The organism is Enterobacter sp. FB (assembly GCF_000805795.1).
Classification (GTDB): Bacteria; Pseudomonadota; Gammaproteobacteria; order Enterobacterales; family Enterobacteriaceae; genus Enterobacter; species Enterobacter roggenkampii.
On sequence record NZ_JSZC01000006.1, the window covers coordinates 92934 to 117733 of the forward strand.

Sequence of the window (24800 nt, forward strand, 5' to 3'; positions counted from 1 at the left end):
TCCGTTTACCCAGAGAGAAGAGGCGAGAGCCAGTACAGCATCGCCATCCATACGATAAATCCACCCGTCAGCAGCGCGCCTGCGCCTTTGCCGATCTGTCGTTGCCGCCGCCAGCAGAGCAGGGCAAAAATCACGCTGACCAGCAACATCACGCCGTAATCACGTGAGAACGCCAGAGGATTAAAGGGCCCTGGCGAAATCAGGGCCGGCAGTCCCATCACAATGGCGATATTAAAAATGTTAGAACCGATGATATTACCAATGGCAATGTCATCCTCACCTTTACGTGCACCCGCAATGGCGGTGGCCAGCTCCGGCAGGCTGGTGCCGATGGCAATCACCGTCAGGCCTATAGTCAGCTCGCTGATGGCAAAATAGTTCGCCAGCACCGTCGCGTTATCCACGACCATGCGCGTTGCCATCGGCATGATGATCAGCGCGACGCCCAGCCAGAGCAGGGCAACAGGCAGCGTGCCTTCTCGCGGAAGCTCGGCGACCTGCTCGCGCGTGAGGCTATCCTGACCCTGCTTTTCAGCCAGACGGGCGATCTTAACACTATACAGCAGCCAAATAACGGCCAGCGCCAGCAGGAAAATGCCGTCGCTGTAGCTCAGTACGCCATCGTAAAATACGCACCCTGCCAGCAGGCTTACGAGTAACATTAGCGGCAATTCACGGCGCAGAACATCAGAATGCACGCGAAAAGGATGGAGCAGCGCGGCCAGGCCTAAAATCAATAAAATATTGACGATGTTAGAGCCAATGGCGGTGCCGACTGCCAAGTCTACCTGACCATGCAGCGAGGCGGAGACAGAGACGATGATTTCAGGAAGCGACGTTCCTACGCTGACCACGGTCATGCCGATGACAACAGGCGGTACGCCACTCAGGCGACACAGGATAGATGCAGCAAACACTAAACGGTCAGCACTGTAGACCACCAACAGTAAACCAATTATTAACAGTGCTGTTGCTAAAAGCATCAAAAGTCCTTTCTTCAGGTATACTCGTCGGTCCATTGCTCGGGAATGGCTGGACTGCATACAGTCTGAGGCGTAACGAATTCCTAATTTTGACTTTATGCGCCGGAAAAGTAAAACAAATGCCAGCTTTCGCTAACCTCTACGGTTATTATTCTGCAAAAATGCGGAGTTTAGGGCTGATTCAGGCTACATGCCTTAACGTGAGCAGGATAAGAAAGGAACCATAAATGAGCCAAACCATGGCGAATTTAGTCGATGTCCGCGGTGTGAGTTTTTCTCGCGCCAACAGATTGATATTTGATGATATTTCGTTGACCGTGCCGCGTGGCAAAATTACTGCCATCATGGGGCCGTCCGGGATCGGTAAAACGACCCTGCTCCGCCTTATCGGTGGGCAGATCCCACCGGATAGCGGTGAAATCCTCTTTGATGGCGAAAACATCCCGGAGATGTCGCGCTCGCGCCTGTATACTGTTCGCAAACGCATGAGCATGCTCTTTCAGTCGGGGGCTTTGTTCACCGACATGAACGTCTTTGATAACGTTGCCTATCCGCTGCGCGAGCATACCAGCCTGCCGCCTGCGCTGCTGAAAAGCACGGTGATGATGAAGCTAGAAGCCGTCGGGCTGCGGGGCGCCGCGAAGCTGATGCCTTCGGAGCTGTCCGGCGGGATGGCGCGTCGTGCCGCGCTGGCGCGAGCCATCGCATTAGAACCTGATTTAATCATGTTCGACGAACCGTTTGTCGGGCAGGATCCCATCACGATGGGCGTGCTGGTGAAGCTCATCTCTGAGCTGAACAGCGCGCTTGGCGTCACCTGCATTGTGGTGTCTCACGATGTACCTGAAGTGTTGAGCATTGCCGATTACGCCTACATCGTAGCGGACAAAAAGATCGTCGCACACGGTAGCGCCCAGGCGCTGCAGGAAAATTGCGATCCGCGCGTGCGGCAGTTCCTCGACGGTATTGCCGATGGCCCTGTGCCGTTCCGCTACCCGGCGGGCGACTATCGTGACGATTTACTGGGAATAGGGAGTTAAGCCACTCATGCTGTTAAATGCGTTGGCCGCTCTCGGACACCGTGGCATAAAAACCATCAGGACGTTCGGGCGTGCCGGATTGATGTTATTCAACGCGCTGGTCGGCAAGCCGGAATTCCGCAAGCACGCGCCGCTATTGGTGCGTCAGCTTTATAACGTCGGCGTGCTGTCGATGCTCATCATCATTGTCTCCGGTCTGTTTATCGGTATGGTGCTGGGTCTGCAGGGCTACCTGGTGCTGACAACCTACAGTGCGGAAACCAGCCTCGGGATGCTGGTGGCGCTCTCGCTGCTGCGTGAACTGGGGCCCGTTGTGGCGGCGCTGCTTTTCGCCGGGCGCGCGGGGTCGGCCTTAACGGCTGAAATTGGCCTGATGCGCGCGACCGAGCAGCTCTCCAGCATGGAGATGATGGCGGTCGATCCGCTGCGTCGCGTGATCTCGCCGCGTTTCTGGGCCGGGGTCATCTCTTTACCGCTGCTGACGATTCTGTTTGTCGCCGTGGGGATCTGGGGCGGTTCGCTGGTTGGAGTGCACTGGAAAGGCATTGATGCCGGTTTCTTCTGGTCTGCCATGCAGGACGCCATTGATCTGCGAATGGATCTGATTAACTGCCTGATTAAGAGCGTGGTATTTGCCATTACGGTCACCTGGATTGCATTGTTCAATGGTTACGATGCCATCCCGACGTCGGCGGGCATTAGCCGCGCAACTACACGTACAGTCGTTCATTCGTCGCTGGCCGTACTGGGTCTGGATTTTGTGCTCACCGCACTGATGTTTGGGAATTGAGTTCATGCAAACGAGAAAAAATGAAATTTGGGTCGGTGTATTCCTGCTGCTGGCGCTGCTGGCCGCGCTGTTTATCTGCCTGAGAGCGGCGGATATCACGTCTGTGCGCACCGAGCCGACGTATCGCATCTATGCCACCTTCGATAACATCGGCGGGCTGAAGGCGCGTTCACCGGTCCGTATTGGCGGCGTGGTGATCGGACGCGTATCTGACATTACGCTGGATGAGAAGACCTATCTGCCACGTGTCGCGATGGATATCGAAGAGCGTTACAACCACATTCCGGACACCAGCTCCCTTTCTATCCGGACTTCCGGTCTGCTGGGCGAACAATATCTGGCGCTTAACGTCGGTTTTGAAGACCCCGAGCTGGGAACGACTATCCTTAAGGACGGGAGCGTGATCCAGGACACCAAGTCCGCCATGGTGCTGGAAGATATGATTGGTCAGTTCCTTTACAACAGTAAAGGGGATGATAAAAAGTCTGACAATGCCCCTGCGCAGAGTGAAGACCATACCAATGCTGCGCCGACCCCAGGTGCTGCGAATTAATATCAGGAGAAGTCATTCATGTTTAAACGACTGTTAATGGTTGCCATGCTGGTTATTGCCCCTCTCACCGCGGTGCACGCGGCGGATCAGAGTAACCCGTACAAACTGATGGACGAAGCCGCGAAGAAAACCTTCGATCGTCTTAAAAACGAGCAGCCTAAGATTCGTGCTAATCCTGATTACCTGCGTGACGTGGTTGACCAGGAGCTGCTGCCGTACGTGCAGATCAAATATGCGGGAGCCCTGGTGCTGGGCCGCTATTACAAAGACGCAACCCCGGCTCAGCGTGATGCCTATTTTGCCGCTTTCCGTGAATACCTGAAGCAGGCGTATGGTCAGGCGCTGGCGATGTACCACGGTCAGACCTATCAGATCGCCCCGGAGCAGCCGCTGGGTGATGCGACCATCGTCCCTATTCGCGTAACGATCAACGATCCTAACGGTCGTCCGCCGGTGCGTCTGGATTTCCAGTGGCGTAAAAACAGCCAGACCGGCCACTGGCAGGCGTATGACATGATCGCCGAAGGCGTAAGCATGATCACCACCAAACAGAACGAGTGGAGCGACCTGCTGCGCACCAAGGGGATTGATGGCCTGACCGCGCAGCTGCAGTCCATCGCTCGTCAGAAAATTAGTCTGGACGAGAAGAAGTAATGTCACAGCAACTCAGCTGGTCGCGTGAAGGCGAGACATTAAAGCTGTCCGGTGAGCTGGATCAGGATCTGCTGAACCCCTTATGGGATAAACGCCATGAGGCCATGCAGGGCGTGACGGTTATTGACTTAACCGACGTCACGCGGGTAGATACGGCAGGCGTTGCGCTGCTTGCCCATCTGGTTGCGGTAGGGAAAAAGCAGGGGGCGAGCGTCACGCTTCGCGGCGCGAGCGAGAATGTCGTGACTCTGGCGCAGCTCTACAATCTGCCTCAGGACGTACTGCCTCGTTAATATTTTCAGTGCGTTACTTCCGAAAGCCCTGACAGTTTCATCGTCGGGGCTTTTTGCTTGTTTAAGACGACGCCACTTTGCTCTAAGATGTTGGGCTTGTTTTCACTATCAGATGATTAAGAGCCCATGGAAAATCATGAAATCCAGACAGTGCTGATGAATGCACTCTCCCTTCAGGAAGCCCACGTCACAGGCGATGGCAGTCACTTCCAGGTTATTGCTGTGGGTGAGATGTTCGACGGTATGAGCCGTGTGAAGAAACAGCAGGCTGTGTACGCGCCGCTGATGGAATATATTGCGGATAACCGCATCCACGCCCTGTCGATTAAAGCGTTCACCCCGCAAGAGTGGGCACGCGATCGCAAACTAAACGGTTTTTGAGCTGAGGGCGACAGGCCCGCAGCACGGTTGAATTTATAAGAGAGCACACCATGGATAAATTTCGTGTACAGGGGCCAACGCGTCTCCAGGGCGAAGTCACAATTTCTGGCGCGAAAAACGCCGCGCTGCCCATCCTCTTTGCTGCACTGCTCGCGGAAGAGCCGGTAGAGATTCAGAACGTACCGAAGCTGAAAGATATCGACACCACCATGAAGCTGCTCACCCAGTTGGGCACGAAAGTCGAGCGTAACGGTTCCGTCTGGATCGACGCCAGCAAGGTGAATAACTTCTCTGCCCCTTACGATCTGGTGAAAACCATGCGTGCTTCCATCTGGGCGCTTGGCCCGCTGGTGGCGCGTTTCGGTCAGGGTCAGGTTTCGCTGCCGGGCGGTTGCGCTATCGGTGCGCGTCCGGTTGACCTGCACATCTTTGGCCTGGAAAAACTGGGCGCAGAGATCAAGCTGGAAGAAGGCTACGTTAAAGCGTCCGTCAATGGTCGTCTGAAAGGCGCGCACATTGTTATGGACAAAGTGAGCGTGGGTGCAACGGTGACCATTATGTCTGCGGCAACGCTGGCAGAAGGGACCACGATCATCGAAAACGCCGCGCGTGAACCGGAGATTGTGGATACTGCCAACTTCCTCGTGGCGCTGGGTGCGAAGATCTCCGGTCAGGGTACCGACCGCATCACCATCGAAGGCGTTGAGCGTCTGGGCGGGGGTGTCTATCGCGTACTGCCGGACCGTATCGAAACCGGTACCTTCCTGATCGCTGCTGCGATCTCTGGCGGGAAAATTGTTTGTCGCAACGCGCAGCCAGATACCCTGGATGCGGTGCTGGCGAAACTACGCGATGCGGGCGCGGATATCGAAATCGGTGAAGACTGGATCAGCCTTGATATGCATGGACAGCGTCCAAAAGCGGTCAATGTGCGTACGGCACCGCATCCGGCCTTCCCAACTGACATGCAGGCACAGTTCACCTTGTTGAACCTGGTCGCCGAAGGGACCGGCTTTATCACGGAAACCATTTTCGAGAACCGCTTTATGCACGTACCGGAGCTGATCCGTATGGGGGCACGTGCCGAGATCGAAAGTAATACCGTGATTTGCCACGGCGTTGAGAAACTGTCCGGTGCTCAGGTGATGGCAACCGATCTGCGTGCGTCTGCCAGCCTGGTATTGGCGGGTTGTATCGCGGAAGGCACAACGATCGTGGATCGTATTTATCACATCGATCGTGGCTATGAGCGTATCGAAGATAAACTGCGCGCGCTGGGTGCCAATATCGAGCGTGTGAAGGGCGAGTAATCGTTCCGGCAGCCCCCTGCCAGAAATGACCGGGGGGTTGCTGTTCCTGTCAAAAAAAACTTATTCCTGCGATTCTTTTTTTACTTTTCTCTGGCGAATCATGCGCGATCTGTCGATAAATTCATGGGTGACAGGATCGTGGTAGCGCGAAGGCCAAATCACCCACGGATGCGTGTCCAGCGCCGTTGCGATAATTAATTCTCCTTTTGGCCAGGGGCGGGTGAGGGCGTTTGCCAGAGTTGAAGAACTCAGTCCATGGCGGCGGGACTCTGCTGCCAGTGAAGTGCCTTTTTTGCGCAGTGCGGCAATAATATCAGCCGTGTGCCAGTCGATAAATTTCGTATCCATAACGCCGTCCTTAAGTTCGGATTCACCTACGCCGTTTCTTCTGAAACGACGGGTTTACTATACCCATTTCGAACTCTTGTTCTAAAAAGTTCGCGTTACTTGAAGGAATATTCAGAATAAGACATGGCTTTATTCATGCGGTCTCTAAACCGATGAATTTACATGAACGCGGAATTTACTGGTGTGTACTGGAATCTCCCCGCCAGGATCGCGGGGAGAAAAAGGGAGATTAACGGTCGCGCTGAACGGCGATGTGGGCAAGGCCAATCAGTGCCTCGCGCCATGGGCTGTCTGGAATGACCTGAAGGGCCTCGATGGCCTTGTCGGCTTCTTCTTCTGCACGCTGACGCGTCCATTCGAGCGATCCGCAGATTGCCATGGTTTCCAGTACAGGTTCCAGAAGATGGCGGCCATTTCCCTGCTCAATCGCTTCACGGATCATCTTCGCCTGGTCGGCCGTTCCGTTACGCATGGCGTGGAGCAGCGGCAGGGTCGGTTTGCCTTCGTTCAGGTCATCGCCAACGTTTTTGCCGAGCGTCTCGCCGTCCGCACTGTAGTCCAGCAGATCGTCAATCAGCTGGAAGGCTGTGCCCAGATAGCGGCCATAGTCCTGCAGGCCTTTTTCCTGCGCTTCGGTACAGCCCGCCAAAATGCCGGAACACTGGGCCGCCGCTTCAAACAGGCGCGCGGTTTTGCTGTAGATGACGCGCATGTAGTTTTCTTCGGTGATGTCCGGGTCGTTGACGTTCATCAGCTGCAGCACTTCGCCTTCAGCGATGACGTTAACGGCTTCGGACATCACTTCCAGCACTTTCAGGGAACCCAGGCTGGTCATCATCTGGAAGGCGCGGGTATAGATAAAGTCCCCCACCAGGACGCTGGCTGCGTTCCCGAACGCGGCGTTAGCCGTGGCTTTGCCACGACGCATATCCGATTCATCCACCACATCGTCGTGCAGAAGCGTCGCCGTGTGGATAAATTCGATGAGCGCGGCGATAGTGATGTGGGCATTTCCCTGATAGCCAACGGCTCTGGCAGCCAGAATGGCAATCATCGGACGAATGCGTTTACCGCCGCCGCTGACAATGTAATAGCCCAACTGATTGATCAGCTGAACGTCAGAGTTGAGTTGCTCCAGGATTGCTGCATTCACACCCGCCATATCTTGCGCGGTTAACTCGTTGATTTTTTCTAAATTCATCGCAAAAGCCGGGCTTTTTATCCTGTTGATCCCATCTTCAATGGGGTAACGAAGGGTTTCGGTTTATCAATAGTAGTGCTGATTGTACTGAAAAAACGGCTCAGATAAACGTTACCGTACGTGTTGTGTTTTTTTTCTTCATGTATTGACGGTAGCACTTGTCAAAGGCTCGCGTTTTGCGTAATATTCGCGCCCTATTGTGAATATTTATAGCGCACTCTGATTCATACGAGGACGTGCGCGGAAGCGGAGTTTATATGTACGCGGTTTTCCAAAGTGGTGGTAAACAACACCGAGTAAGCGAAGGTCAGACCGTTCGCCTGGAAAAGCTGGACATCGCAACTGGCGAATCTGTTGAGTTCGCAGAAGTTCTGATGATCGCAAACGGTGAAGAAGTCAAAATCGGCGTTCCTTTCGTTGATGGCGGCGTTATCAAAGCTGAAGTTGTTGCACACGGTCGTGGCGAGAAAGTTAAAATCGTTAAGTTTCGTCGTCGTAAGCACTACCGTAAGCAGCAGGGCCACCGTCAGTGGTTCACTGATGTGAAAATTACTGGCATCAGCGCCTAAGACCTGAGGAGAGATTTAAATGGCACATAAAAAGGCTGGCGGCTCCACACGTAACGGTCGCGATTCAGAAGCTAAACGCCTGGGCGTTAAGCGTTTCGGTGGCGAATCCGTTCTGGCGGGTAGCATCATCGTTCGTCAACGTGGTACCAAATTCCACGCTGGCAACAACGTAGGTTGCGGTCGTGACCACACTCTGTTTGCTAAAGCAGACGGTAAAGTGAAATTTGAAGTTAAAGGCCCGAACAACCGTAAATACATCAGCATCGTTGCTGAGTAAGGTTTTCTCGGTCCGGTAACGGATTAAAGCCCCGCAACCTGTTGCGGGGCTTTTTACATTGGAAACCCGGTAATTTTTTCTGTAGGGAAAACGGGCATGAAGCAGCAGGCCGGCATAGGAATTCTTTTGGCGCTCACAACCGCAATGTGCTGGGGTGCGCTGCCAATTGCAATGAAGCAGGTACTGGAAGTGATGGAGCCGCCTACGGTGGTCTTTTATCGCTTTCTGATGGCAAGCATCGGCCTCGGGGCGATTCTGGCCATCAAAGGTAAGCTTCCACCCTTGCGGCTCTTCCGTAAACCGCGCTGGCTGGTATTGCTGGCTATCGCGACGGGCGGTCTGTTCGGTAACTTCATCCTGTTCAGCTCTTCCCTGCAATATCTCAGCCCCACGGCGTCGCAGGTGATTGGTCAGCTTTCGCCGGTGGGCATGATGGTCGCCAGCGTCTTTATCCTCAAGGAGAAGATGCGCGGTACGCAGATTATCGGGGCGAGCATGCTGTTGTGCGGTCTGGTGATGTTCTTCAACACCAGTCTAATCGAGATTTTTACCCGCCTGACGGATTACACCTGGGGTGTCATTTTCGGCGTGGGGGCAGCAACGGTCTGGGTGAGCTATGGCGTCGCGCAAAAGGTGTTATTGCGTCGGCTTGCCTCACAGCAGATCCTCTTTTTGCTGTACACTTTGTGTACAATAGCATTGCTGCCATTAGTGAAGCCGGGCGTGATTACTCAGCTTAGCGACTGGCAACTGGCGTGCCTCATTTTTTGTGGGCTGAACACGCTGGTCGGTTATGGCGCGCTGGCCGAAGCGATGGCGCGCTGGCAGGCAGCACAGGTGAGCGCGTTGATCACGCTTACCCCGCTGTTTACGCTGTTATTTTCAGATTTGTTATCAATGGCCTGGCCCGATGTCTTCGTCAGACCGATGCTCAACCTGTTGGGTTATCTCGGTGCGTTTGTCGTGGTTGCGGGCGCGATGTATTCCGCCATTGGTCATCGTCTTTGGGGACGTTGGCGCAAAAATGAAGCGGTTGTAGTAGTCCCCCGCTCAGGCGAATGAGTTACGGAGAGTAAAATGAAGTTTGTTGATGAAGCGACGATCCTGGTCGTGGCTGGTGATGGCGGCAACGGTTGCGTGAGCTTCCGTCGTGAAAAGTATATCCCTCGTGGTGGTCCTGATGGCGGCGACGGTGGGGATGGTGGTGACGTGTGGCTGGAGGCGGATGAGAACCTCAACACGCTGATCGACTACCGTTTCGAAAAATCCTTCCGCGCCGAACGTGGCCAGAACGGCCAGAGCCGTGACTGTACCGGGAAACGCGGTAAAGACGTCACCATTAAAGTTCCGGTCGGTACGCGTGTGATTGACCAGGGGACGGGTGAAACCATGGGCGACATGACCAAACACGGTCAGCGCCTGATGGTGGCGAAAGGCGGCTGGCACGGTCTGGGTAACAGCCGTTTCAAATCTTCCGTTAACCGTACGCCGCGTCAGAAAACGATGGGTACGCCGGGCGATAAGCGCGACCTGCAGCTGGAACTGATGCTTCTGGCTGACGTGGGCATGCTGGGTATGCCAAACGCAGGTAAATCGACGTTTATTCGCGCGGTTTCTGCGGCGAAGCCAAAAGTGGCTGATTATCCATTTACCACGCTGGTACCAAGCCTGGGCGTTGTCCGTATGGATAACGAGAAGAGCTTCGTGGTCGCCGATATTCCGGGCCTGATTGAAGGCGCCGCGGAAGGGGCGGGTCTGGGTATTCGCTTCCTGAAACACCTTGAACGCTGCCGCGTGCTGCTGCACCTCATTGATATCGATCCTATCGACGGTTCCGATCCGGTTGAAAACGCCCGCATCATCGTTGGCGAGCTGGAGAAATACAGCGAGAAACTGGCGAACAAACCACGCTGGCTGGTCTTCAACAAGATCGACCTGATGGACAAAGCCGAAGCGGAAGCAAAAGCGAAAGCCATTGCTGAAGCGATGGGTTGGGAAGATAAATACTACCTGATCTCTGCGGCAAGCCAAGTTGGCGTGAAAGATCTGTGCTGGGATGTGATGACCTTCATCATTGAGAACCCAATTGTTCAGGCGGAAGAAGTCAAACAGCCTGAAAAAGTCGAATTCATGTGGGATGACTACCACCGCCAGCAGCTCGAAGAGCTGGAAGCGGAAGAAGACGATGAAGACTGGGATGATGACTGGGATGAAGACGACGAAGAAGGCGTCGAGTTCATCTACAAGCACTAATTGCTGTTCAAAGCCCCCGTTGTGGGGGCTTTTTTTATTCCAGCGTTGCGGGCAGCCAGCAGCTGGCGATTAAGCCACCTTCAGCGCCATTCTCAAGCGTTAGCCTGCCGTGGTGGAGCTGGAGGATGCGCTGCACGATGCTCAGGCCCAGCCCACTGCCTCCGTAGCGCTGGTCAAGACGGCGGAATGGCTCGGTAATTGACTGTCGGTGCGCTTCATCAATTCCAGGACCCTGATCGATAACGCTAATCTGCGTCCCGCCGTCGACCTCGGTTAATGTCACTGTAATCGTTGTCCCTGACGGGCTGTAGCGCCCGGCATTCTCCAGCAGGTTGCGCAGCATGAGGCGCAGGAGAACGGCGTCTCCCTGAACCGTGAGCGCGCTTTTAGCGGGCCAAATCACCGTATGCTCTTTGGCTTCATGCCCCAGGCCGAGAGGTTCAATGATATTTTCCGTCCAGTTCACGGTTTCGTAGTGTCCGCTCGCCATGGCCTGTCCGGCCCGGGCCAGCATCAGCAGCTGTTCGACGGTATGCATGAGCTGATCGATACGGCTAATCAGCGTGGCGGCCTGTGGCGCACCTGACTGCGACATCAGCTCCAGATGGAGCCGGATGCCAGCAAGAGGCGTTCTCAGCTCGTGAGCAGCGTCTGCAGTGAAGAGACGTTCCTGCTTAATGGTGCTATCCAGCCGGGCCAGCAGCTGGTTCAGAGAGGTCGTCACCGCGCCAATTTCTTCCATGTCGGAAAACATGGGAAGCGGTGTTAAGTTATCGGCTGAACGGTTAGCGAGGCTGGCGCGGAGTTTATTCAGCGGCCGGGTTATCCAGGTGACCGCCCAGAAAGAGAAGAGCAGGGTAAAGCCAACCATCACCAGGGAAGGGACCAGCAGCGAGGCAATCGCTTCGCGTATCTCTTTCTCAACGTGATTATTGCGCGCTTTCGCTGACAGCGTTTCGTTGACCAGAAAACCAATCTGTTCACGGCTTTCATGCCATAGCCAGATGACGCTTATCAGTTGGAAAAACAGGAGAATGACCGCCAGCAGTACCATCAGACGCCGACGCATGCTGTTCATTTCTGGCTCTCCAGACGATAGCCGACGCCGCGAACGGTTTTGATCCTGTCTTTACCGAGCTTACGCCGCAGATTATGGATGTGGACCTCAAGGGTATTTGACCCGGGATCGTCCTGCCAGGAGTAGATATCCTGCTGGAGCGTTTCTCTGTGTACCGTTTGCCCGCTGCGCATGATCAGACGCGTAAGCAAGGCGAACTCTTTTGGCGTGACCTCTACGGCCTGATCCTGTTGCAGCACCTGCTGGGTTTGCAAATTCAGCGTAATGTCGCCGTCGGTCAGTAAGTTATCACTATGGCCCTGATAACGGCGAATCAACGCTCGCACCCGTGCCTGCAGCTCCGCGAGCGCGAAAGGCTTCACCAGATAATCATCTGCGCCTGCATCGAGGCCGGTGATACGATCTTCAATGGCATCACGTGCCGTCAGGATCAGGACGGGATTGTTGATGCCGCGACGTCGCCACTGGCTGAGCAGCGTGGCGCCGTCTTTATCCGGCAAGCCCAAATCGAGGATCACCAGGCTGTATTCGCCGCTCTGGATCAGGGCATCCGCCTCTGCTGCGGTGCCTGCACAGTCGAGAGCATACCCTTCATTGGCCAGCCCCAGCGCCAGCCCTTCCTGCAATAACAGATCGTCTTCAACTATAAGTAGTTTCATCGCTAGTTATTCTGGTAGATGTCCTTATAAAGCCTGCTTTCGAAGCGAACCAGCGGAATACGACGATTGCGCTGATCGGTCGGTTCGACGGCATAGCCGGAAAGATACTGCACGAATGCCATGCGCTGTCCGCTGGCGGTAGTGATGAAGCCTGCAAGGTTGTAAACCCCCTGCAGTGAGCCTGTTTTCGCGGAGACTTTGCCATCCACGCCGGCAGCGTGAAGCCCTGCGCGGTACTGCAGTGAACCGTCATGTCCGGCCAGCGGCAGCATTGAAATAAAGTTTAGCTCAGTGTCATGCTGTGCAATGTACTGAAGCACCTGCATCATCGTGGCCGGAGAGATCAAATTATGGCGCGACAGGCCGGAGCCATCGACGGCGATGGTATTACCCAGGTCGATCCCCGCCTGCTGGCGCAGAATCTGACGCACCGCGTCTGAGCCCGCGCGCCAGGTTCCCGGCACGCCGAAACGGGCGTGGCCAATCATGCGGAACACCGTATCGGCAATCATATTGTCCGACTTTTTCAGCATAATTCGCAGTAAATCGTGCAGCGGCGCAGACTGTTTGCTCGCGATGACCGTGCCGGGCTGGTTGACCTGCGTCTGACGAAGCAGGGTGCCGGAATAGGTTATTCCCGCTTGTTTCAGCTCATCTTTCAGAATGGCGCCTGCATAGCTTGCGCCATCCTGTATTGCAAAGGCCAGCGGCAGCGGATCGGCGCGCTGCGTCAGGCAGCCGGTGAGCGTGAAGCGGTTAAGGTCGCCTGGCACCACATCCAGTTCGCAATACTGGGCAACGGGGGAACCCTTGGCCAGCGTGCGAACCTGGCTAAACATGGTGACCGGGTAGTAGGACGCGATGCGGATAAACGCTAAGTCATCCGGCTTTGGCGCACTGTAAAGCGAAACCGAGAAGCAGTTGCGGTCAACAATCGCGGCGGCGGGCGGGGCGCTAAAACACTGCGTCATGTCGTTCCACGGCCAGCCCGGGGCTTTGTCGTGGCTGGCAAAGATGGACGTGTCGATCAGTACATTGCCGTCAATTTTCTGCACGCCGGTTTTTTTCAGTACCGCGACCATATTGCGGATATCCTGGCGTTTAAAGGTTGGATCGCCTCCAAAACGGGCGATAAGATCGCCTTTCAGTTCGCCACCCTCAACGTTACCTTTGGTTTCAAGGGTGGTCGTAAAACGGAAGTCAGGCCCGAGCTGGAGCAGAGCGGCGAGGGCGGTGATCACCTTTTGGGTACTGGCAGGCAGCGCCATCTGTTGACTGTGATAGTCAATCTCGGGAGCCTGTGCGCCAACCTTCTGCACCATCAGGGCGAGGTTCGCGCCTGCGGGAAGCTGATTAATGTACTCATCAACATTCGCGGCCTGGGCGGTGAACGTTATACTGGTAGTCAATCCGATGATAAAACTGGAAAATCGCATAATCTCGCGCTAACAACCCGAAAACAAACCGTCATACTACGGTGCATGGCACTGCAAAGTAAACGATGACCCATAGTGAACTTCGCGGTAAAATGCGTATCAAATTGAAAAATTGCTGCTGACCTGGGGCGTTGCTCCCGGGTCGGTTTTCTTTTTGCTTCTGGCCTGTTCAGGTGGGCTGGAGCAGGGAACACTGCTCCCAACAGGAATGTTTAAGAGGTATAACAAATGCAAGCTATTCCGATGACCTTACGTGGTGCCGAAAAACTGCGCGAAGAGCTGGATTTTCTGAAATCCGTACGTCGCCCTGAAATCATCGCCGCTATCGCGGAAGCGCGTGAGCATGGCGACCTGAAAGAGAACGCTGAATACCACGCCGCGCGTGAGCAGCAGGGCTTCTGTGAAGGGCGTATTAAAGATATCGAAGCAAAACTGTCCAATGCACAGGTTATCGATATCACCAAAATGCCGAATAATGGCCGTGTGATTTTTGGTTCAACCGTTACCGTGCTGAACCTGGACAACGACGAAGAGCAGACCTATCGCATCGTGGGTGATGATGAAGCTGACTTCAAACAGAACCTGATTTCGGTGAACTCACCGATTGCTCGCGGCCTGATTGGCAAAGAGCAGGACGATGTTGTCACCATCCGCACCCCTGGTGGTGAAGTGGAATACGAAATTATTAAGGTTGAATACCTGTAATTCGCTTCTCTACTAAGATGTTGATACATTGTAAAGAAAAGAAAAAGGCCGCGTAGCGGCCTTTTATCAACTCAAGGAGCATGGCATTTTGCTCGCCTGCTGACAGAAATCCCTCGTTTCACACAGAAAATGTGTTTAATTCAGGATATCCTTAACGTGGCAGCGAGATTTTACGCTCTTTAGATGGGCGGTAGAGCACCAGCGTTTTACCGATGACCTGTACATTACAGGCGCCGGTTTCGCGCACGATGGCTTCCACGATCAGGTTTTTAGTGTCTCTGTCTTCAGAGGCGATTTTCACCTTGATCAGCTCGTGGTGTTCCAGCGCTTGTTCAATCTCGGCAAGCACCCCTTCGGTCAAACCATTGTTGCCAAGCATCACTACAGGCTTGAGCGGATGTGCCAGACCTTTAAGGTGCTGTTTTTGTTTAGTACTCAGATTCATCGTATATTTTTGCTTACGTTGGGATTGAAAACGGTTCATTCTACCGCCATCTCCCTAATATCGCCAAATAGCTGCGTAGAAATTTACGTCACAGGCAAGTAACGATGAACCAGGACGGAAATGTTAAATGACAGGTAAAAAGCGTTCTGCCAGCTCCAGCCGCTGGCTTCAGGAACACTTTAGCGATAAATATGTTCAACAGGCACAGAAAAAGGGGTTGCGTTCCCGTGCCTGGTTTAAACTTGATGAAATACAGCAAAGTGACAAACTTTTTAAGCCGGGGATGACGGTTGTTGACCTCGGTGCGGCACCTGGCGGATGGTCCCAGTATGCGGTAACGCAGATCGGCGGAACGGGCCGAATCATCGCGTGCGATCTTTTACCAATGGATCCCATCGTCGGTGTCGACTTCCTTCAGGGCGACTTTCGTGATGAATTAGTGCTGAAAGCGTTACTTGATCGTGTAGGTGACAGTAAAGTCCAGGTTGTCATGTCAGATATGGCACCAAATATGTGCGGAACACCGGCGGTGGATATCCCCCGCGCCATGTATCTGGTGGAGCTAGCGTTAGAAATGTGTCGTGATGTACTAGCGCCTGGTGGTAGTTTTGTTGTGAAGGTGTTTCAGGGCGAAGGTTTCGAGGAGTATCTTAAGGAAATTCGCTCCCTGTTTGCGAAGGTCAAAGTTCGTAAGCCGGACTCTTCCCGGGCCCGTTCCCGTGAAGTGTATATTGTAGCGACCGGGCGAAAATGATAACCGGGAGATTTCAGACGAAAGTTTGAATGAAACTGGATATAGAGTATCCTGACGCTGTTTTTAACACAGTTGTAATATGAGGTTAATCCCTTGAGTGACATGGCGAAAAACCTAATACTCTGGCTGGTCATTGCCGTTGTGCTGATGTCAGTATTCCAGAGCTTTGGGCCCAGCGAGTCGAATGGCCGCAAGGTGGATTATTCTACCTTCCTGCAGGAGGTCAATCAGGACCAGGTTCGCGAAGCGCGTATCAACGGACGTGAGATCAACGTTACCAAGAAAGATAGTAACCGTTACACGACTTACATCCCGGTGAACGATCCTAAGCTGCTTGATAACCTTCTGACCAAAAACGTCAAAGTGGTAGGCGAGCCGCCAGAAGAACCGAGCCTGTTGGCTTCTATCTTCATTTCCTGGTTCCCGATGCTGCTTCTTATCGGCGTCTGGATCTTCTTTATGCGCCAGATGCAGGGCGGCGGTGGCAAAGGTGCCATGTCGTTCGGTAAGAGCAAGGCGCGTATGTTGACGGAAGATCAGATCAAAACCACGTTTGCAGACGTCGCCGGGTGTGACGAAGCGAAAGAAGAGGTGGGTGAACTGGTTGAATACCTGCGCGAGCCGAGCCGTTTCCAGAAGCTGGGCGGTAAGATCCCGAAAGGCGTCCTGATGGTCGGCCCTCCGGGTACCGGTAAGACCCTGCTGGCGAAAGCCATCGCGGGTGAAGCGAAGGTACCGTTCTTTACTATTTCAGGTTCTGACTTCGTTGAAATGTTCGTGGGTGTTGGTGCATCTCGTGTGCGTGACATGTTCGAGCAGGCCAAGAAGGCAGCACCGTGCATTATCTTCATCGATGAAATCGACGCCGTAGGCCGCCAGCGTGGCGCAGGCCTGGGCGGTGGTCACGATGAACGTGAACAGACGCTGAACCAGATGCTGGTTGAGATGGACGGCTTCGAAGGTAACGAAGGTATCATCGTTATCGCGGCAACTAACCGTCCGGACGTACTTGACCCGGCGCTGCTGCGTCCAGGCCGTTTCGACCGTCAGGTTGTTGTCGGTCTGCCGGATGTTCGCGGTCGTGAACAGATTCTGAAAGTCCACATGCGTCGCGTACCGCTGGCGCCAGATATCGACGCGGCAATCATTGCGCGCGGTACTCCGGGCTTCTCCGGTGCGGATCTCGCTAACCTGGTCAACGAAGCTGCACTGTTTGCCGCTCGCGGTAACAAGCGCGTCGTGTCGATGGTGGAGTTCGAGAAAGCGAAAGATAAGATCATGATGGGTGCGGAACGTCGCTCCATGGTGATGACGGAAGCGCAGAAAGAGTCCACGGCTTACCACGAAGCGGGTCACGCGATTATCGGTCGCCTGGTGCCGGAACACGATCCGGTGCATAAAGTGACGATTATTCCGCGCGGTCGTGCGCTGGGTGTGACCTTCTTCCTGCCTGAAGGCGACGCGATCAGCGCCAGCCGTCAGAAGCTGGAAAGCCAGATCTCAACCCTGTACGGCGGTCGTCTGGCGGAAGAGATTATTTACGGTCCGGAACATGTTTCTACCGGTGCGTCGAACGACATTAAAGTGGCGACAAACCTGGCGCGTAACATGGTGACGCAGTGGGGCTTCTCCGACAAACTCGGTCCGCTGCTCTATGCAGAGGAAGAGGGCGAAGTGTTCCTGGGCCGCTCCGTGGCAAAAGCGAAACATATGTCCGATGAAACGGCTCGTATCATCGACCAGGAAGTGAAAGCGCTGATTGAACGTAACTACGGTCGCGCGCGTCAGATCCTGAATGACAACATGGACATTCTGCATTCCATGAAAGATGCGCTCATGAAATATGAGACCATCGATGCACCGCAGATTGACGACCTGATGGCGCGCCGCGAAGTGCGTCCGCCAGCAGGCTGGGAAGACCCAGGCGCTTCCAATAACTCTGACAACAATGGCACCCCGCGTGCGCCGCGTCCGGTTGATGAACCGCGTACGCCAAACCCGGGCAATACCATGTCAGAACAGTTGGGCGATAAGTAAGTCACTGCTGTTGAAGCGTTTGTTTGTACCTCAAACCCTGGAGCTTGCTCCGGGGTTTTTCATTTCTGTTTAACCATTTAGATATCAGGGATTTCGCCATGAAATTATTCGCTCAGGACTCGCATCTCGATCTTTCACATCCCCATGTGATGGGGATCCTGAATGTTACCCCTGACTCCTTCTCTGACGGCGGCACGCATAACACGCTTATCGAGGCGGTTAAGCATGCGAATTTAATGATTAATGCAGGTGCCACCATCATTGACGTTGGCGGCGAATCGACGCGCCCCGGTGCGGCGGACGTGTCTGTGGAAGAAGAGCTGGCGCGCGTGGTGCCGGTCGTTGAAGCAATCGCGCAGCGATTTGAAGTGTGGATCTCAGTAGATACCTCCAAACCGGAAGTGATCCGAGAAGTGGCGAAAGTGGGCGCTCACATTATCAATGATATTCGTTCACTTACCGAGCCGGGAGCGATTGAGGCGGCTGCGGAAACCGGGCTGCCGGTTTGCCTGATGCATATGCAGGGGCAACCGAAAACCATGCAGGACGCGCCGAAGTATGACGATGTCTTTGCCGACGTAAATCGCTTCTTTATTGAGCATATCGAACGTTGTGAACGTGCCGGTATCCCAAAAGAGAAATTGCTGCTCGACCCGGGGTTCGGTTTCGGTAAAAATCTCTCACACAACTATGCGCTGCTTGCGCGCTTATCGGAATTTCATCACTTTGGCCTGCCGCTGCTGGTGGGAATGTCGAGAAAGTCGATGATTGGCCAGTTGCTGAATGTAGGCCCGAGCGAACGCCTGAGCGGCAGCCTGGCCTGCGCGGTGATTGCAGCGATGCAGGGTGCGCACATCATTCGTGTCCATGACGTCAAAGAAACAGTAGAAGCCATGCGTGTGGTGGAAGCCACACTGGCAGCGAAGGAAAACAAACGCTATGAGTAATCGTAAATATTTTGGTACCGACGGTATCCGTGGGCGCGTAGGCGATGCTCCCATCACCCCTGATTTTGTCCTGAAGCTCGGCTGGGCTGCCGGCAAGGTTCTGGCGCGTCATGGCTCACGTAAAATTATCATCGGTAAAGACACCCGTATTTCCGGCTATATGCTGGAATCCGCGCTGGAAGCGGGGCTGGCGGCGGCTGGACTGTCCGCCTCTTTTACAGGCCCAATGCCAACGCCTGCGGTCGCGTATCTGACGCGCACCTTCCGTGCGGAAGCGGGGATTGTTATCTCGGCCTCTCACAACCCGTTCTACGACAACGGCATTAAGTTCTTCTCTATTGATGGCACCAAGCTGCCGGATGAGGTGGAAGAAGCCATTGAAGCTGAAATGGAAAAAGAGATCACCTGTGTTGATTCCGCCGAGCTGGGTAAAGCGAACCGTATCGTTGATGCGGCGGGTCGCTATATCGAATTCTGTAAAGGCACCTTCCCGAATGAGCTGAGCCTGGCCCACCTCAAAATTGTGGTGGACTGTGCAAATGGCGCGACCTATCACATCGCCCCGAATGTCTTCCGCGAACTGGGTGCGAAAGTAATCGCCATCGGCTGTGAGCCGGATGGTCTGAACATCAATGAGCAGGTCGGTGCGACGGACGTTCGTGCCCTGCAGGCGCGCGTGCTGGCAGAAAAAGCCGATCTGGGTATTGCGCTGGACGGCGACGGTGACCGCGTGATCATGGTTGATCACGAAGGTAACAAGGTCGACGGCGACCAGATCCTCTACATTATTGCGCGTGAAGGTCTGCGTCAGGGTCAGCTGCGCGGCGGCGCGGTCGGGACGCTGATGAGTAACATGGGCCTGGAACTGGCGCTTAAACAGCTCGGTATTCCGTTCGTTCGCGCGAAAGTGGGTGACCGCTATGTGTTGGAAAAATTGCAGGAGAAGGGCTGGCGTATCGGCGCTGAGAATTCAGGTCACGTGATCCTGCTCGACAAAACCACCACCGGTGACGGTATTGTGGCCGCGTTGCAGGTGGTTGCCGCCATGGCGCGAAACCATATGAGCCTGCACGATCTGTGTAGCGGCATGAAAATGTTCCCACAGATCCTCGTAAACGTACGTTTCACTGCCGGCAAAGGCGATCCGCTGGAAAATGAGAACGTGAAAGCGGTAATGGCTGACGTTGAAGCGGCCCTGGGCAGCCGTGGACGCGTGCTGCTGCGTAAGTCTGGTACTGAACCGCTGATCCGCGTGATGGTGGAAGGCGAAGACGAAGCGCAGGTAACCGAATTTGCGCACCGTATTGCGGATGCCGTAAAAGCTGCATAATCTTGCACGCTAAATGTTTAAAAAGGCGGCGTTTGCCGCCTTTGTTTTAAGCAATTAATGGCTTTTTGCTGTTTTTTTCCGCAGTTGATACAATGCGTCGAAAATGCCCTTGCGAAGGTGATTCGCTTTGGTTAGTATTCACACCCGCTTCAGTGGGAAACAAAAATCCTGCTAATTGGTCGAAGCATTGGTATGCGGCAAATCCGCAAGGAACAGGTTGATTATGTACGAAGCTCTTTTAGTTGTTTTCCTTATTGTAGCCATCGCTCTCGTAGCGTTGATTATGCTGCAGCAAGGTAAAGGCGCTGATATGGGAGCCTCCTTCGGAGCAGGCGCTTCCGGTACGCTGTTTGGTTCAAGTGGTTCTGCGAACTTCATGACCCGCACGACGGCGATTCTGGCTACGCTGTTCTTCATCATCAGCCTGGTGCTTGGCAATATCAACAGCAACAAGACCAGCAAAGGAAGCGAGTGGGAAAACCTGAGCGCGCCAGCAAAAACTGAGCAGACTCAGCCAGCTGCACCGGCTAAGCCAACCAGCGATATCCCGCAGTAAGTATTCCGTACCGAGGTGGTGGAATTGGTAGACACGCTACCTTGAGGTGGTAGTGCCCTAACGGGCTTGTGGGTTCGAGTCCCATCCTCGGTACCAATATTCCAGAAGAAAGACGTCGAAAGACGTCTTTTTTTTCGTCTGTAGCTTTTGCCGTTCGTAGGCCCGGTAAGCGCAGCGCCACCGGGCAAAATGGCGGGTGGCGCTGCGCTTACCCGCCCTACAAAAGCCGAACAAAAAGGCGCCCATTGGGCGCCTTTTGCATGTTTCATTATCGATTATTTCTTATCGCTGTGTTCCAGGTTTTCAACCTGCGGCAGGCCGTTACCTGAATTCGCAGAGAGCAGGCCATTCTCAACATAGTTGAACAGCTTCTCACGGGTATCGGTGATGTCCAGGTTACGCATGGTCAGCTGGCCAATACGATCGTCCGGTGAAAACACTGACTCACCTTTCTCCATGGTCAGACGCTCTGCTTTATAGGTCAGGTTATCAGACACGGTGTTCAGGATGGAGTAGTCGTTACCGCGACGCAGTTCCAGGGTCACTTCACCGGTAATTGCACTCGCCACCCAACGCTGAAGCGCATCACGCAGCATCAGCGCCTGCGGATCGAACCAGCGGCCCTGATACAGCAGTTTGCCCAGCTGACGGCCATGAGAGTGATACTGCTCAATGGTGTCTTCGTTGTGAATACCAGTCAGCAGACGCTCGTAAGCAATATGCAGCAGCGCCATTCCCGGAGCTTCATAGATGCCACGGCTTTTCGCTTCGATGATACGGTTTTCAATCTGATCGCTCATGCCCAGGCCGTGACGACCACCAATACGGTTAGCTTCCAGCATCAGCTCAACGTCATCAGAGAAGGTTTTGCCGTTCAGCGCAACCGGATGACCACGTTCGAAACGCACGGTCACTTCTTCTGCCGGGATCTTCACGTTCTCATCCCAGAACTTCACGCCCATGATTGGGTTAACGATCTTCACGCTGGAGTTCAGGAATTCCAGGTCTTTTGCTTCGTGCGTCGCACCCAGCATGTTGGAGTCGGTGGAGTAGGCTTTCTCGACGGACATCTTATAGTCAAAGCCGCAGGCGATCATAAACTCGGACATCTCATGACGACCACCCAGCTCGTCGATGAAGTCGGTATCCAGCCACGGTTTGTAGATCTGCAATTCGGCGTTGGTCAGCAGGCCATAACGATAGAAACGTTCAATATCGTTGCCTTTATAGGTGCTGCCATCACCCCAGATGTTGACGCCGTCTTCTTTCATGGCGGCAACCAGCATGGTACCGGTGACCGCACGGCCCAGCGGAGTGGTGTTGAAATAGGTCAGGCCGCCGGTGGTGTTATGGAATGCACCACACTGAATCGCCGCGATACCTTCCGCGACCAGTTGCTTACGGCAGTCAATCAGGCGCGCGTTCTCTGCACCATACTCTTTCGCGCGACGAGGAATAGCATCATAATCGTCCTCATCCGGCTGACCCAGGTTCGCAGTATAGGCATACGGAACCGCTCCCTTCTGGCGCATCCACAGCAGTGCAGCGCTGGTATCCAGGCCACCTGAGAAAGCGATGCCAATACGTTGTCCTACCGGAAGATGCTTGAGAATCGTCGTCATAGAATAAAACCCTGCTTGATTGACTGATTAGAGACCGCTTTCGCTCTCTTGTGCATTTTTATGCAAAATAAGTGAGTATTCATTTAATCATCTTTTGGCGAAGACCGGAAGAGACTCGTGCGTTTTTTGTAAAAATTTTGGTCTGATCGATCTGGCGGAAGTCGCCTTGACAGGTGGGGTCAACTATCAATATACTAAACGCCGATTTTACGTCCCGTCTTCGGTACCAAATCCCAGCATTATTTGCAAATTCTGTACAAAACGCGTAGAATTTGCCACGTTTCAGGCGCGGGGTGGAGCAGCCTGGTAGCTCGTCGGGCTCATAACCCGAAGGTCGTCGGTTCAAATCCGGCCCCCGCAACCACTTTCCCATAAAGTTCTTTTTCAAATATACTGTGAAGACTTAGAGCCTTCGTAGCTGGATTTGAAAAAATTCTTTCGGAGAGTGCTCCAGGCCACAGTTGTGGCTATAGGGTTCAGTTATCTAAAGCCCCGATTTATCGGGGTTTTTTGTTATCTGACTACAGAATAACTGGGCTTTACGCCCTTTTTTTATGTCTTGGGGGTGGGCTTGTCCACATTAGAGCAAAAATTAACAGAGATGATTACTGCACCGGTCGAAGCACTGGGCTACGAACTGGTCGGCATCGAATTCGTTCGCGGCCGTACATCGACGCTGCGCATCTATATTGATAGTGAAGATGGCATCAATGTTGATGATTGTGCTGATGTCAGCCACCAGGTGAGTGCGGTTCTTGATGTTGAAGACCCAATTACCGTTGCGTACAACCTGGAAGTTTCCTCACCTGGCCTCGATCGCCCGATGTTCACGGCCGAGCACTATGTGCGCTTTACCGGTGAAGAAGTGGCTCTCGTTCTGCGTATGGCCGTACAGAACCGCCGTAAATGGCAGGGAATTATCAAAGCCGTTGATGGTGAAATGATCACGGTGACAGTCGAAGGCAAAGATGAAGTGTTCGCGCTGAGTAATATCCAGAAGGCGAACCTGGTTCCCCACTTTTAACAGTCTGGATTGAGGTGAAAAGCCCGCGATGAACAAAGAAATTTTGGCTGTTGTTGAAGCCGTCTCCAACGAGAAATCACTGCCGCGTGAGAAGATTTTTGAAGCGCTGGAAAGTGCACTGGCTACAGCAACCAAGAAAAAATACGAACAAGAGATCGATGTTCGCGTAGAAATCGATCGTAAAAGCGGTGACTTCGATACATTCCGTCGTTGGGTAATCGTTGAAGAAGTGACCCAGCCGACTAAAGAGATCACGCTGGAAGCCGCCCGTTTTGAAGACGAAAGTCTGAACGTGGGTGACTACGTTGAAGATCAGATTGAGTCTGTGACCTTCGACCGTATCACTACCCAGACCGCTAAACAGGTTATCGTGCAGAAAGTGCGCGAAGCCGAGCGCGCGCTGGTTGTCGATCAGTTCCGCGATCAGGAAGGCGAAATCATCACCGGCGTGGTGAAGAAAGTGAACCGCGACAACATCTCCCTGGAGATCAAATCCGAAGGGTTGCCGGGTAACGCTGAAGCCGTGATCCTGCGTGAAGATATGCTGCCGCGTGAAAACTTCCGTCCGGGCGACCGTATTCGTGGTGTTCTGTACGCTGTGCGTCCAGAAGCTCGCGGTGCGCAGCTGTTCGTGACCCGTTCTAAACCAGAAATGCTGGTAGAACTGTTCCGTATCGAAGTACCGGAAATCGGTGAAGAAGTTATCGAAATTAAAGCGGCGGCTCGCGATCCGGGCTCCCGTGCGAAAATTGCGGTGAAAACCAACGACAAGCGTATCGACCCGGTCGGTGCTTGCGTCGGTATGCGCGGTGCGCGTGTCCAGGCAGTTTCTACTGAGCTGGGCGGCGAACGTATTGATATCGTTCTGTGGGATGACAACCCGGCGCAGTTCGTGATCAACGCAATGGCTCCGGCTGATGTGGCGTCTATCGTTGTTGACGAAGACAAACACACCATGGATATCGCTGTTGAAGCGGGCAACCTGGCGCAGGCAATCGGCCGTAACGGTCAGAACGTACGCCTGGCGTCACAGCTGAGCGGCTGGGAACTCAACGTCATGACCGTTGATGACCTGCAGGCTAAGCATCAGGCTGAAGCCCATGCGGCGATCGATACCTTCACCAAATACCTGGATATTGACGAAGATTTCGCCACTGTTCTGGTTGAAGAAGGTTTCTCTACGCTGGAAGAACTGGCCTATGTGCCAATGAAAGAGCTGCTGGAAATTGACGGTCTGGATGAACCAACCGTTGAAGCCCTGCGTGAACGCGCTAAAAACGCACTGACCACCCTGGCACTGGCTCAGGAAGAAAGCCTTGGCGATAAGAAGCCGGCTGATGACCTGCTGAATCTGGAAGGTCTTGATCGTGCGATTGCGTTCAAGCTGGCTGCCCGTGGTGTTTGTACGCTGGAAGATCTCGCTGAACAAGGCGTTGATGACCTGGCTGATATCGAAGGTTTAACCGACGAGAAAGCCGGCGAGCTCATCATGGCCGCACGTAATATTTGCTGGTTCGGCGACGAAGCGTAATAAACTGTAGCAGGAAGGAACAGC

At 53.9% G+C, this 24800-nt stretch carries 27 protein-coding genes and 2 tRNA genes; 21 read left to right on the forward strand and 8 right to left on the reverse strand.

Annotation, left to right across the window (positions count from 1 at the left end; translation table 11 throughout):
• Positions 1-5 precede the first annotated feature (5 nt).
• Positions 6-983 (reverse strand): calcium/sodium antiporter, encoded by a 978-nt coding sequence (locus PI91_RS02850; RefSeq protein WP_008501451.1) that lies wholly within the window; start codon positions 981-983, stop codon positions 6-8.
• Positions 984-1210: 227 nt separating this feature from the next.
• Between PI91_RS02850 and mlaF the strand changes: the two genes are divergently transcribed.
• The 7 genes from mlaF to murA all read left to right on the forward strand — a co-directional run bounded on the left by mlaF (position 1211) and on the right by murA (position 6004).
• On the forward strand, positions 1211-2023 hold the full coding sequence (mlaF, locus tag PI91_RS02855) for a phospholipid ABC transporter ATP-binding protein MlaF (protein WP_008501452.1): 813 nt from the start codon (positions 1211-1213) through the stop codon (positions 2021-2023).
• 7 nt (positions 2024-2030) lie between these two features.
• On the forward strand, positions 2031-2813 hold the full coding sequence (mlaE, locus tag PI91_RS02860; RefSeq protein WP_008501454.1) for a lipid asymmetry maintenance ABC transporter permease subunit MlaE: 783 nt from the start codon (positions 2031-2033) through the stop codon (positions 2811-2813).
• A gap of 4 nt (positions 2814-2817) precedes the next feature.
• Positions 2818-3366: an outer membrane lipid asymmetry maintenance protein MlaD gene (gene mlaD, locus PI91_RS02865; RefSeq protein WP_008501455.1), complete on the forward strand. Its 549-nt coding sequence runs from the start codon at positions 2818-2820 to the stop codon at positions 3364-3366.
• 18 nt (positions 3367-3384) lie between these two features.
• Complete coding sequence (gene mlaC / locus PI91_RS02870; protein ID WP_008501456.1) at positions 3385-4020, forward strand: phospholipid-binding protein MlaC; 636 nt, start codon at positions 3385-3387, stop codon at positions 4018-4020.
• Positions 4020-4313, forward strand: coding sequence for a lipid asymmetry maintenance protein MlaB (gene mlaB / locus PI91_RS02875; protein ID WP_021242262.1), 294 nt, complete (start codon positions 4020-4022; stop codon positions 4311-4313). The genes mlaC and mlaB overlap by 1 nt, the downstream gene beginning before the upstream one ends.
• 126 nt (positions 4314-4439) lie before the next feature.
• Positions 4440-4694 carry a BolA family iron metabolism protein IbaG gene (ibaG, locus tag PI91_RS02880; protein WP_008501458.1) on the forward strand — a complete coding sequence of 85 codons (255 nt, stop codon included), beginning with the start codon at positions 4440-4442 and terminating at the stop codon, positions 4692-4694.
• Between the two features lie 50 nt (positions 4695-4744).
• Complete coding sequence (murA, locus tag PI91_RS02885) at positions 4745-6004, forward strand: UDP-N-acetylglucosamine 1-carboxyvinyltransferase (RefSeq protein ID WP_008501459.1); 1260 nt, start codon at positions 4745-4747, stop codon at positions 6002-6004.
• A gap of 60 nt (positions 6005-6064) precedes the next feature.
• On the opposite strand, the gene sfsB is transcribed toward murA, so the two are convergent.
• Entirely contained in the window at positions 6065-6352 is a 288-nt protein-coding gene (gene sfsB / locus PI91_RS02890) for a DNA-binding transcriptional regulator SfsB (protein ID WP_008501460.1), read from the reverse strand.
• A gap of 229 nt (positions 6353-6581) precedes the next feature.
• Positions 6582-7553: an octaprenyl diphosphate synthase gene (ispB, locus tag PI91_RS02895; RefSeq protein WP_008501461.1), complete on the reverse strand. Its 972-nt coding sequence runs from the start codon at positions 7551-7553 to the stop codon at positions 6582-6584.
• Between the two features lie 257 nt (positions 7554-7810).
• On the opposite strand from ispB, the gene rplU reads away from it, so the two are divergent.
• The 4 genes from rplU (at position 7811) to cgtA (ending at position 10652) form a co-directional block, all read left to right on the forward strand.
• Positions 7811-8122 (forward strand): 50S ribosomal protein L21, encoded by a 312-nt coding sequence (gene rplU / locus PI91_RS02900; protein ID WP_003025032.1) that lies wholly within the window; start codon positions 7811-7813, stop codon positions 8120-8122.
• A gap of 19 nt (positions 8123-8141) precedes the next feature.
• Positions 8142-8399: a 50S ribosomal protein L27 gene (gene rpmA / locus PI91_RS02905; protein ID WP_004385076.1), complete on the forward strand. Its 258-nt coding sequence runs from the start codon at positions 8142-8144 to the stop codon at positions 8397-8399.
• Between the two features lie 96 nt (positions 8400-8495).
• Positions 8496-9461 carry a DMT family transporter gene (locus tag PI91_RS02910; protein ID WP_039265408.1) on the forward strand — a complete coding sequence of 322 codons (966 nt, stop codon included), beginning with the start codon at positions 8496-8498 and terminating at the stop codon, positions 9459-9461.
• 15 nt (positions 9462-9476) lie between these two features.
• A complete protein-coding gene (gene cgtA / locus PI91_RS02915; RefSeq protein ID WP_021242261.1) occupies positions 9477-10652 on the forward strand; it encodes an Obg family GTPase CgtA in 1176 nt (391 codons plus the stop codon).
• Between the two features lie 34 nt (positions 10653-10686).
• On the opposite strand, the gene pmrB is transcribed toward cgtA, so the two are convergent.
• From pmrB to dacB, 3 genes are read right to left on the reverse strand one after another with little or no spacing between them, the layout of a single operon-like run.
• Entirely contained in the window at positions 10687-11730 is a 1044-nt protein-coding gene (pmrB, locus tag PI91_RS02920; protein ID WP_008501464.1) for a two-component system sensor histidine kinase PmrB, read from the reverse strand.
• Positions 11727-12389, reverse strand: a complete 663-nt coding sequence (gene pmrA / locus PI91_RS02925) for a two-component system response regulator PmrA (protein WP_008501465.1) — start codon at positions 12387-12389, stop codon at positions 11727-11729. Before pmrA ends, pmrB begins: the two co-directional genes overlap by 4 nt.
• A 2-nt stretch (positions 12390-12391) precedes the next feature.
• Positions 12392-13825 carry a serine-type D-Ala-D-Ala carboxypeptidase gene (gene dacB / locus PI91_RS02930; RefSeq protein ID WP_032653605.1) on the reverse strand — a complete coding sequence of 478 codons (1434 nt, stop codon included), beginning with the start codon at positions 13823-13825 and terminating at the stop codon, positions 12392-12394.
• 228 nt (positions 13826-14053) lie between these two features.
• On the opposite strand from dacB, the gene greA reads away from it, so the two are divergent.
• Positions 14054-14530 carry a transcription elongation factor GreA gene (gene greA / locus PI91_RS02935; protein WP_003861815.1) on the forward strand — a complete coding sequence of 159 codons (477 nt, stop codon included), beginning with the start codon at positions 14054-14056 and terminating at the stop codon, positions 14528-14530.
• 151 nt (positions 14531-14681) lie between these two features.
• Here greA and yhbY read toward each other — a convergent pair whose 3' ends face one another.
• Positions 14682-14975 carry a ribosome assembly RNA-binding protein YhbY gene (yhbY, locus tag PI91_RS02940; RefSeq protein ID WP_003861814.1) on the reverse strand — a complete coding sequence of 98 codons (294 nt, stop codon included), beginning with the start codon at positions 14973-14975 and terminating at the stop codon, positions 14682-14684.
• A gap of 127 nt (positions 14976-15102) precedes the next feature.
• Here yhbY and rlmE point away from each other — a divergent pair, with 127 nt between their 5' ends.
• The 6 genes from rlmE (at position 15103) to PI91_RS02970 (ending at position 20695) form a co-directional block, all read left to right on the forward strand.
• On the forward strand, positions 15103-15729 hold the full coding sequence (rlmE, locus tag PI91_RS02945; RefSeq protein ID WP_003861812.1) for a 23S rRNA (uridine(2552)-2'-O)-methyltransferase RlmE: 627 nt from the start codon (positions 15103-15105) through the stop codon (positions 15727-15729).
• A 102-nt stretch (positions 15730-15831) separates the two neighbouring features.
• Entirely contained in the window at positions 15832-17766 is a 1935-nt protein-coding gene (gene ftsH / locus PI91_RS02950; protein WP_013098921.1) for an ATP-dependent zinc metalloprotease FtsH, read from the forward strand.
• Positions 17767-17864: 98 nt separating this feature from the next.
• Complete coding sequence (gene folP, locus PI91_RS02955; protein WP_008501468.1) at positions 17865-18713, forward strand: dihydropteroate synthase; 849 nt, start codon at positions 17865-17867, stop codon at positions 18711-18713.
• Entirely contained in the window at positions 18706-20043 is a 1338-nt protein-coding gene (gene glmM, locus PI91_RS02960) for a phosphoglucosamine mutase (protein WP_021242257.1), read from the forward strand. Before folP ends, glmM begins: the two co-directional genes overlap by 8 nt.
• Positions 20044-20266: 223 nt before the next feature.
• Positions 20267-20599: a preprotein translocase subunit SecG gene (gene secG, locus PI91_RS02965; protein ID WP_021242256.1), complete on the forward strand. Its 333-nt coding sequence runs from the start codon at positions 20267-20269 to the stop codon at positions 20597-20599.
• A 9-nt stretch (positions 20600-20608) separates the two neighbouring features.
• Positions 20609-20695 (forward strand) — tRNA-Leu (locus PI91_RS02970).
• Between the two features lie 179 nt (positions 20696-20874).
• Here PI91_RS02970 and argG read toward each other — a convergent pair.
• Complete coding sequence (argG, locus tag PI91_RS02975) at positions 20875-22221, reverse strand: argininosuccinate synthase (RefSeq protein ID WP_023294661.1); 1347 nt, start codon at positions 22219-22221, stop codon at positions 20875-20877.
• 287 nt (positions 22222-22508) lie between these two features.
• Between argG and PI91_RS02980 the strand changes: the two genes are divergently transcribed.
• The 3 genes from PI91_RS02980 (at position 22509) to nusA (ending at position 24776) form a co-directional block, all read left to right on the forward strand.
• A tRNA-Met gene (locus tag PI91_RS02980) sits at positions 22509-22585 on the forward strand.
• A gap of 207 nt (positions 22586-22792) precedes the next feature.
• The gene (rimP, locus tag PI91_RS02985) at positions 22793-23245 is read left to right on the forward strand and encodes a ribosome maturation factor RimP (protein WP_014833432.1); all 453 of its coding nucleotides are present in this window, start codon (positions 22793-22795) and stop codon (positions 23243-23245) included.
• A gap of 28 nt (positions 23246-23273) precedes the next feature.
• The gene (nusA, locus tag PI91_RS02990) at positions 23274-24776 is read left to right on the forward strand and encodes a transcription termination factor NusA (RefSeq protein ID WP_003861798.1); all 1503 of its coding nucleotides are present in this window, start codon (positions 23274-23276) and stop codon (positions 24774-24776) included.
• The last annotated feature ends 24 nt before the right edge of the window (positions 24777-24800 follow it).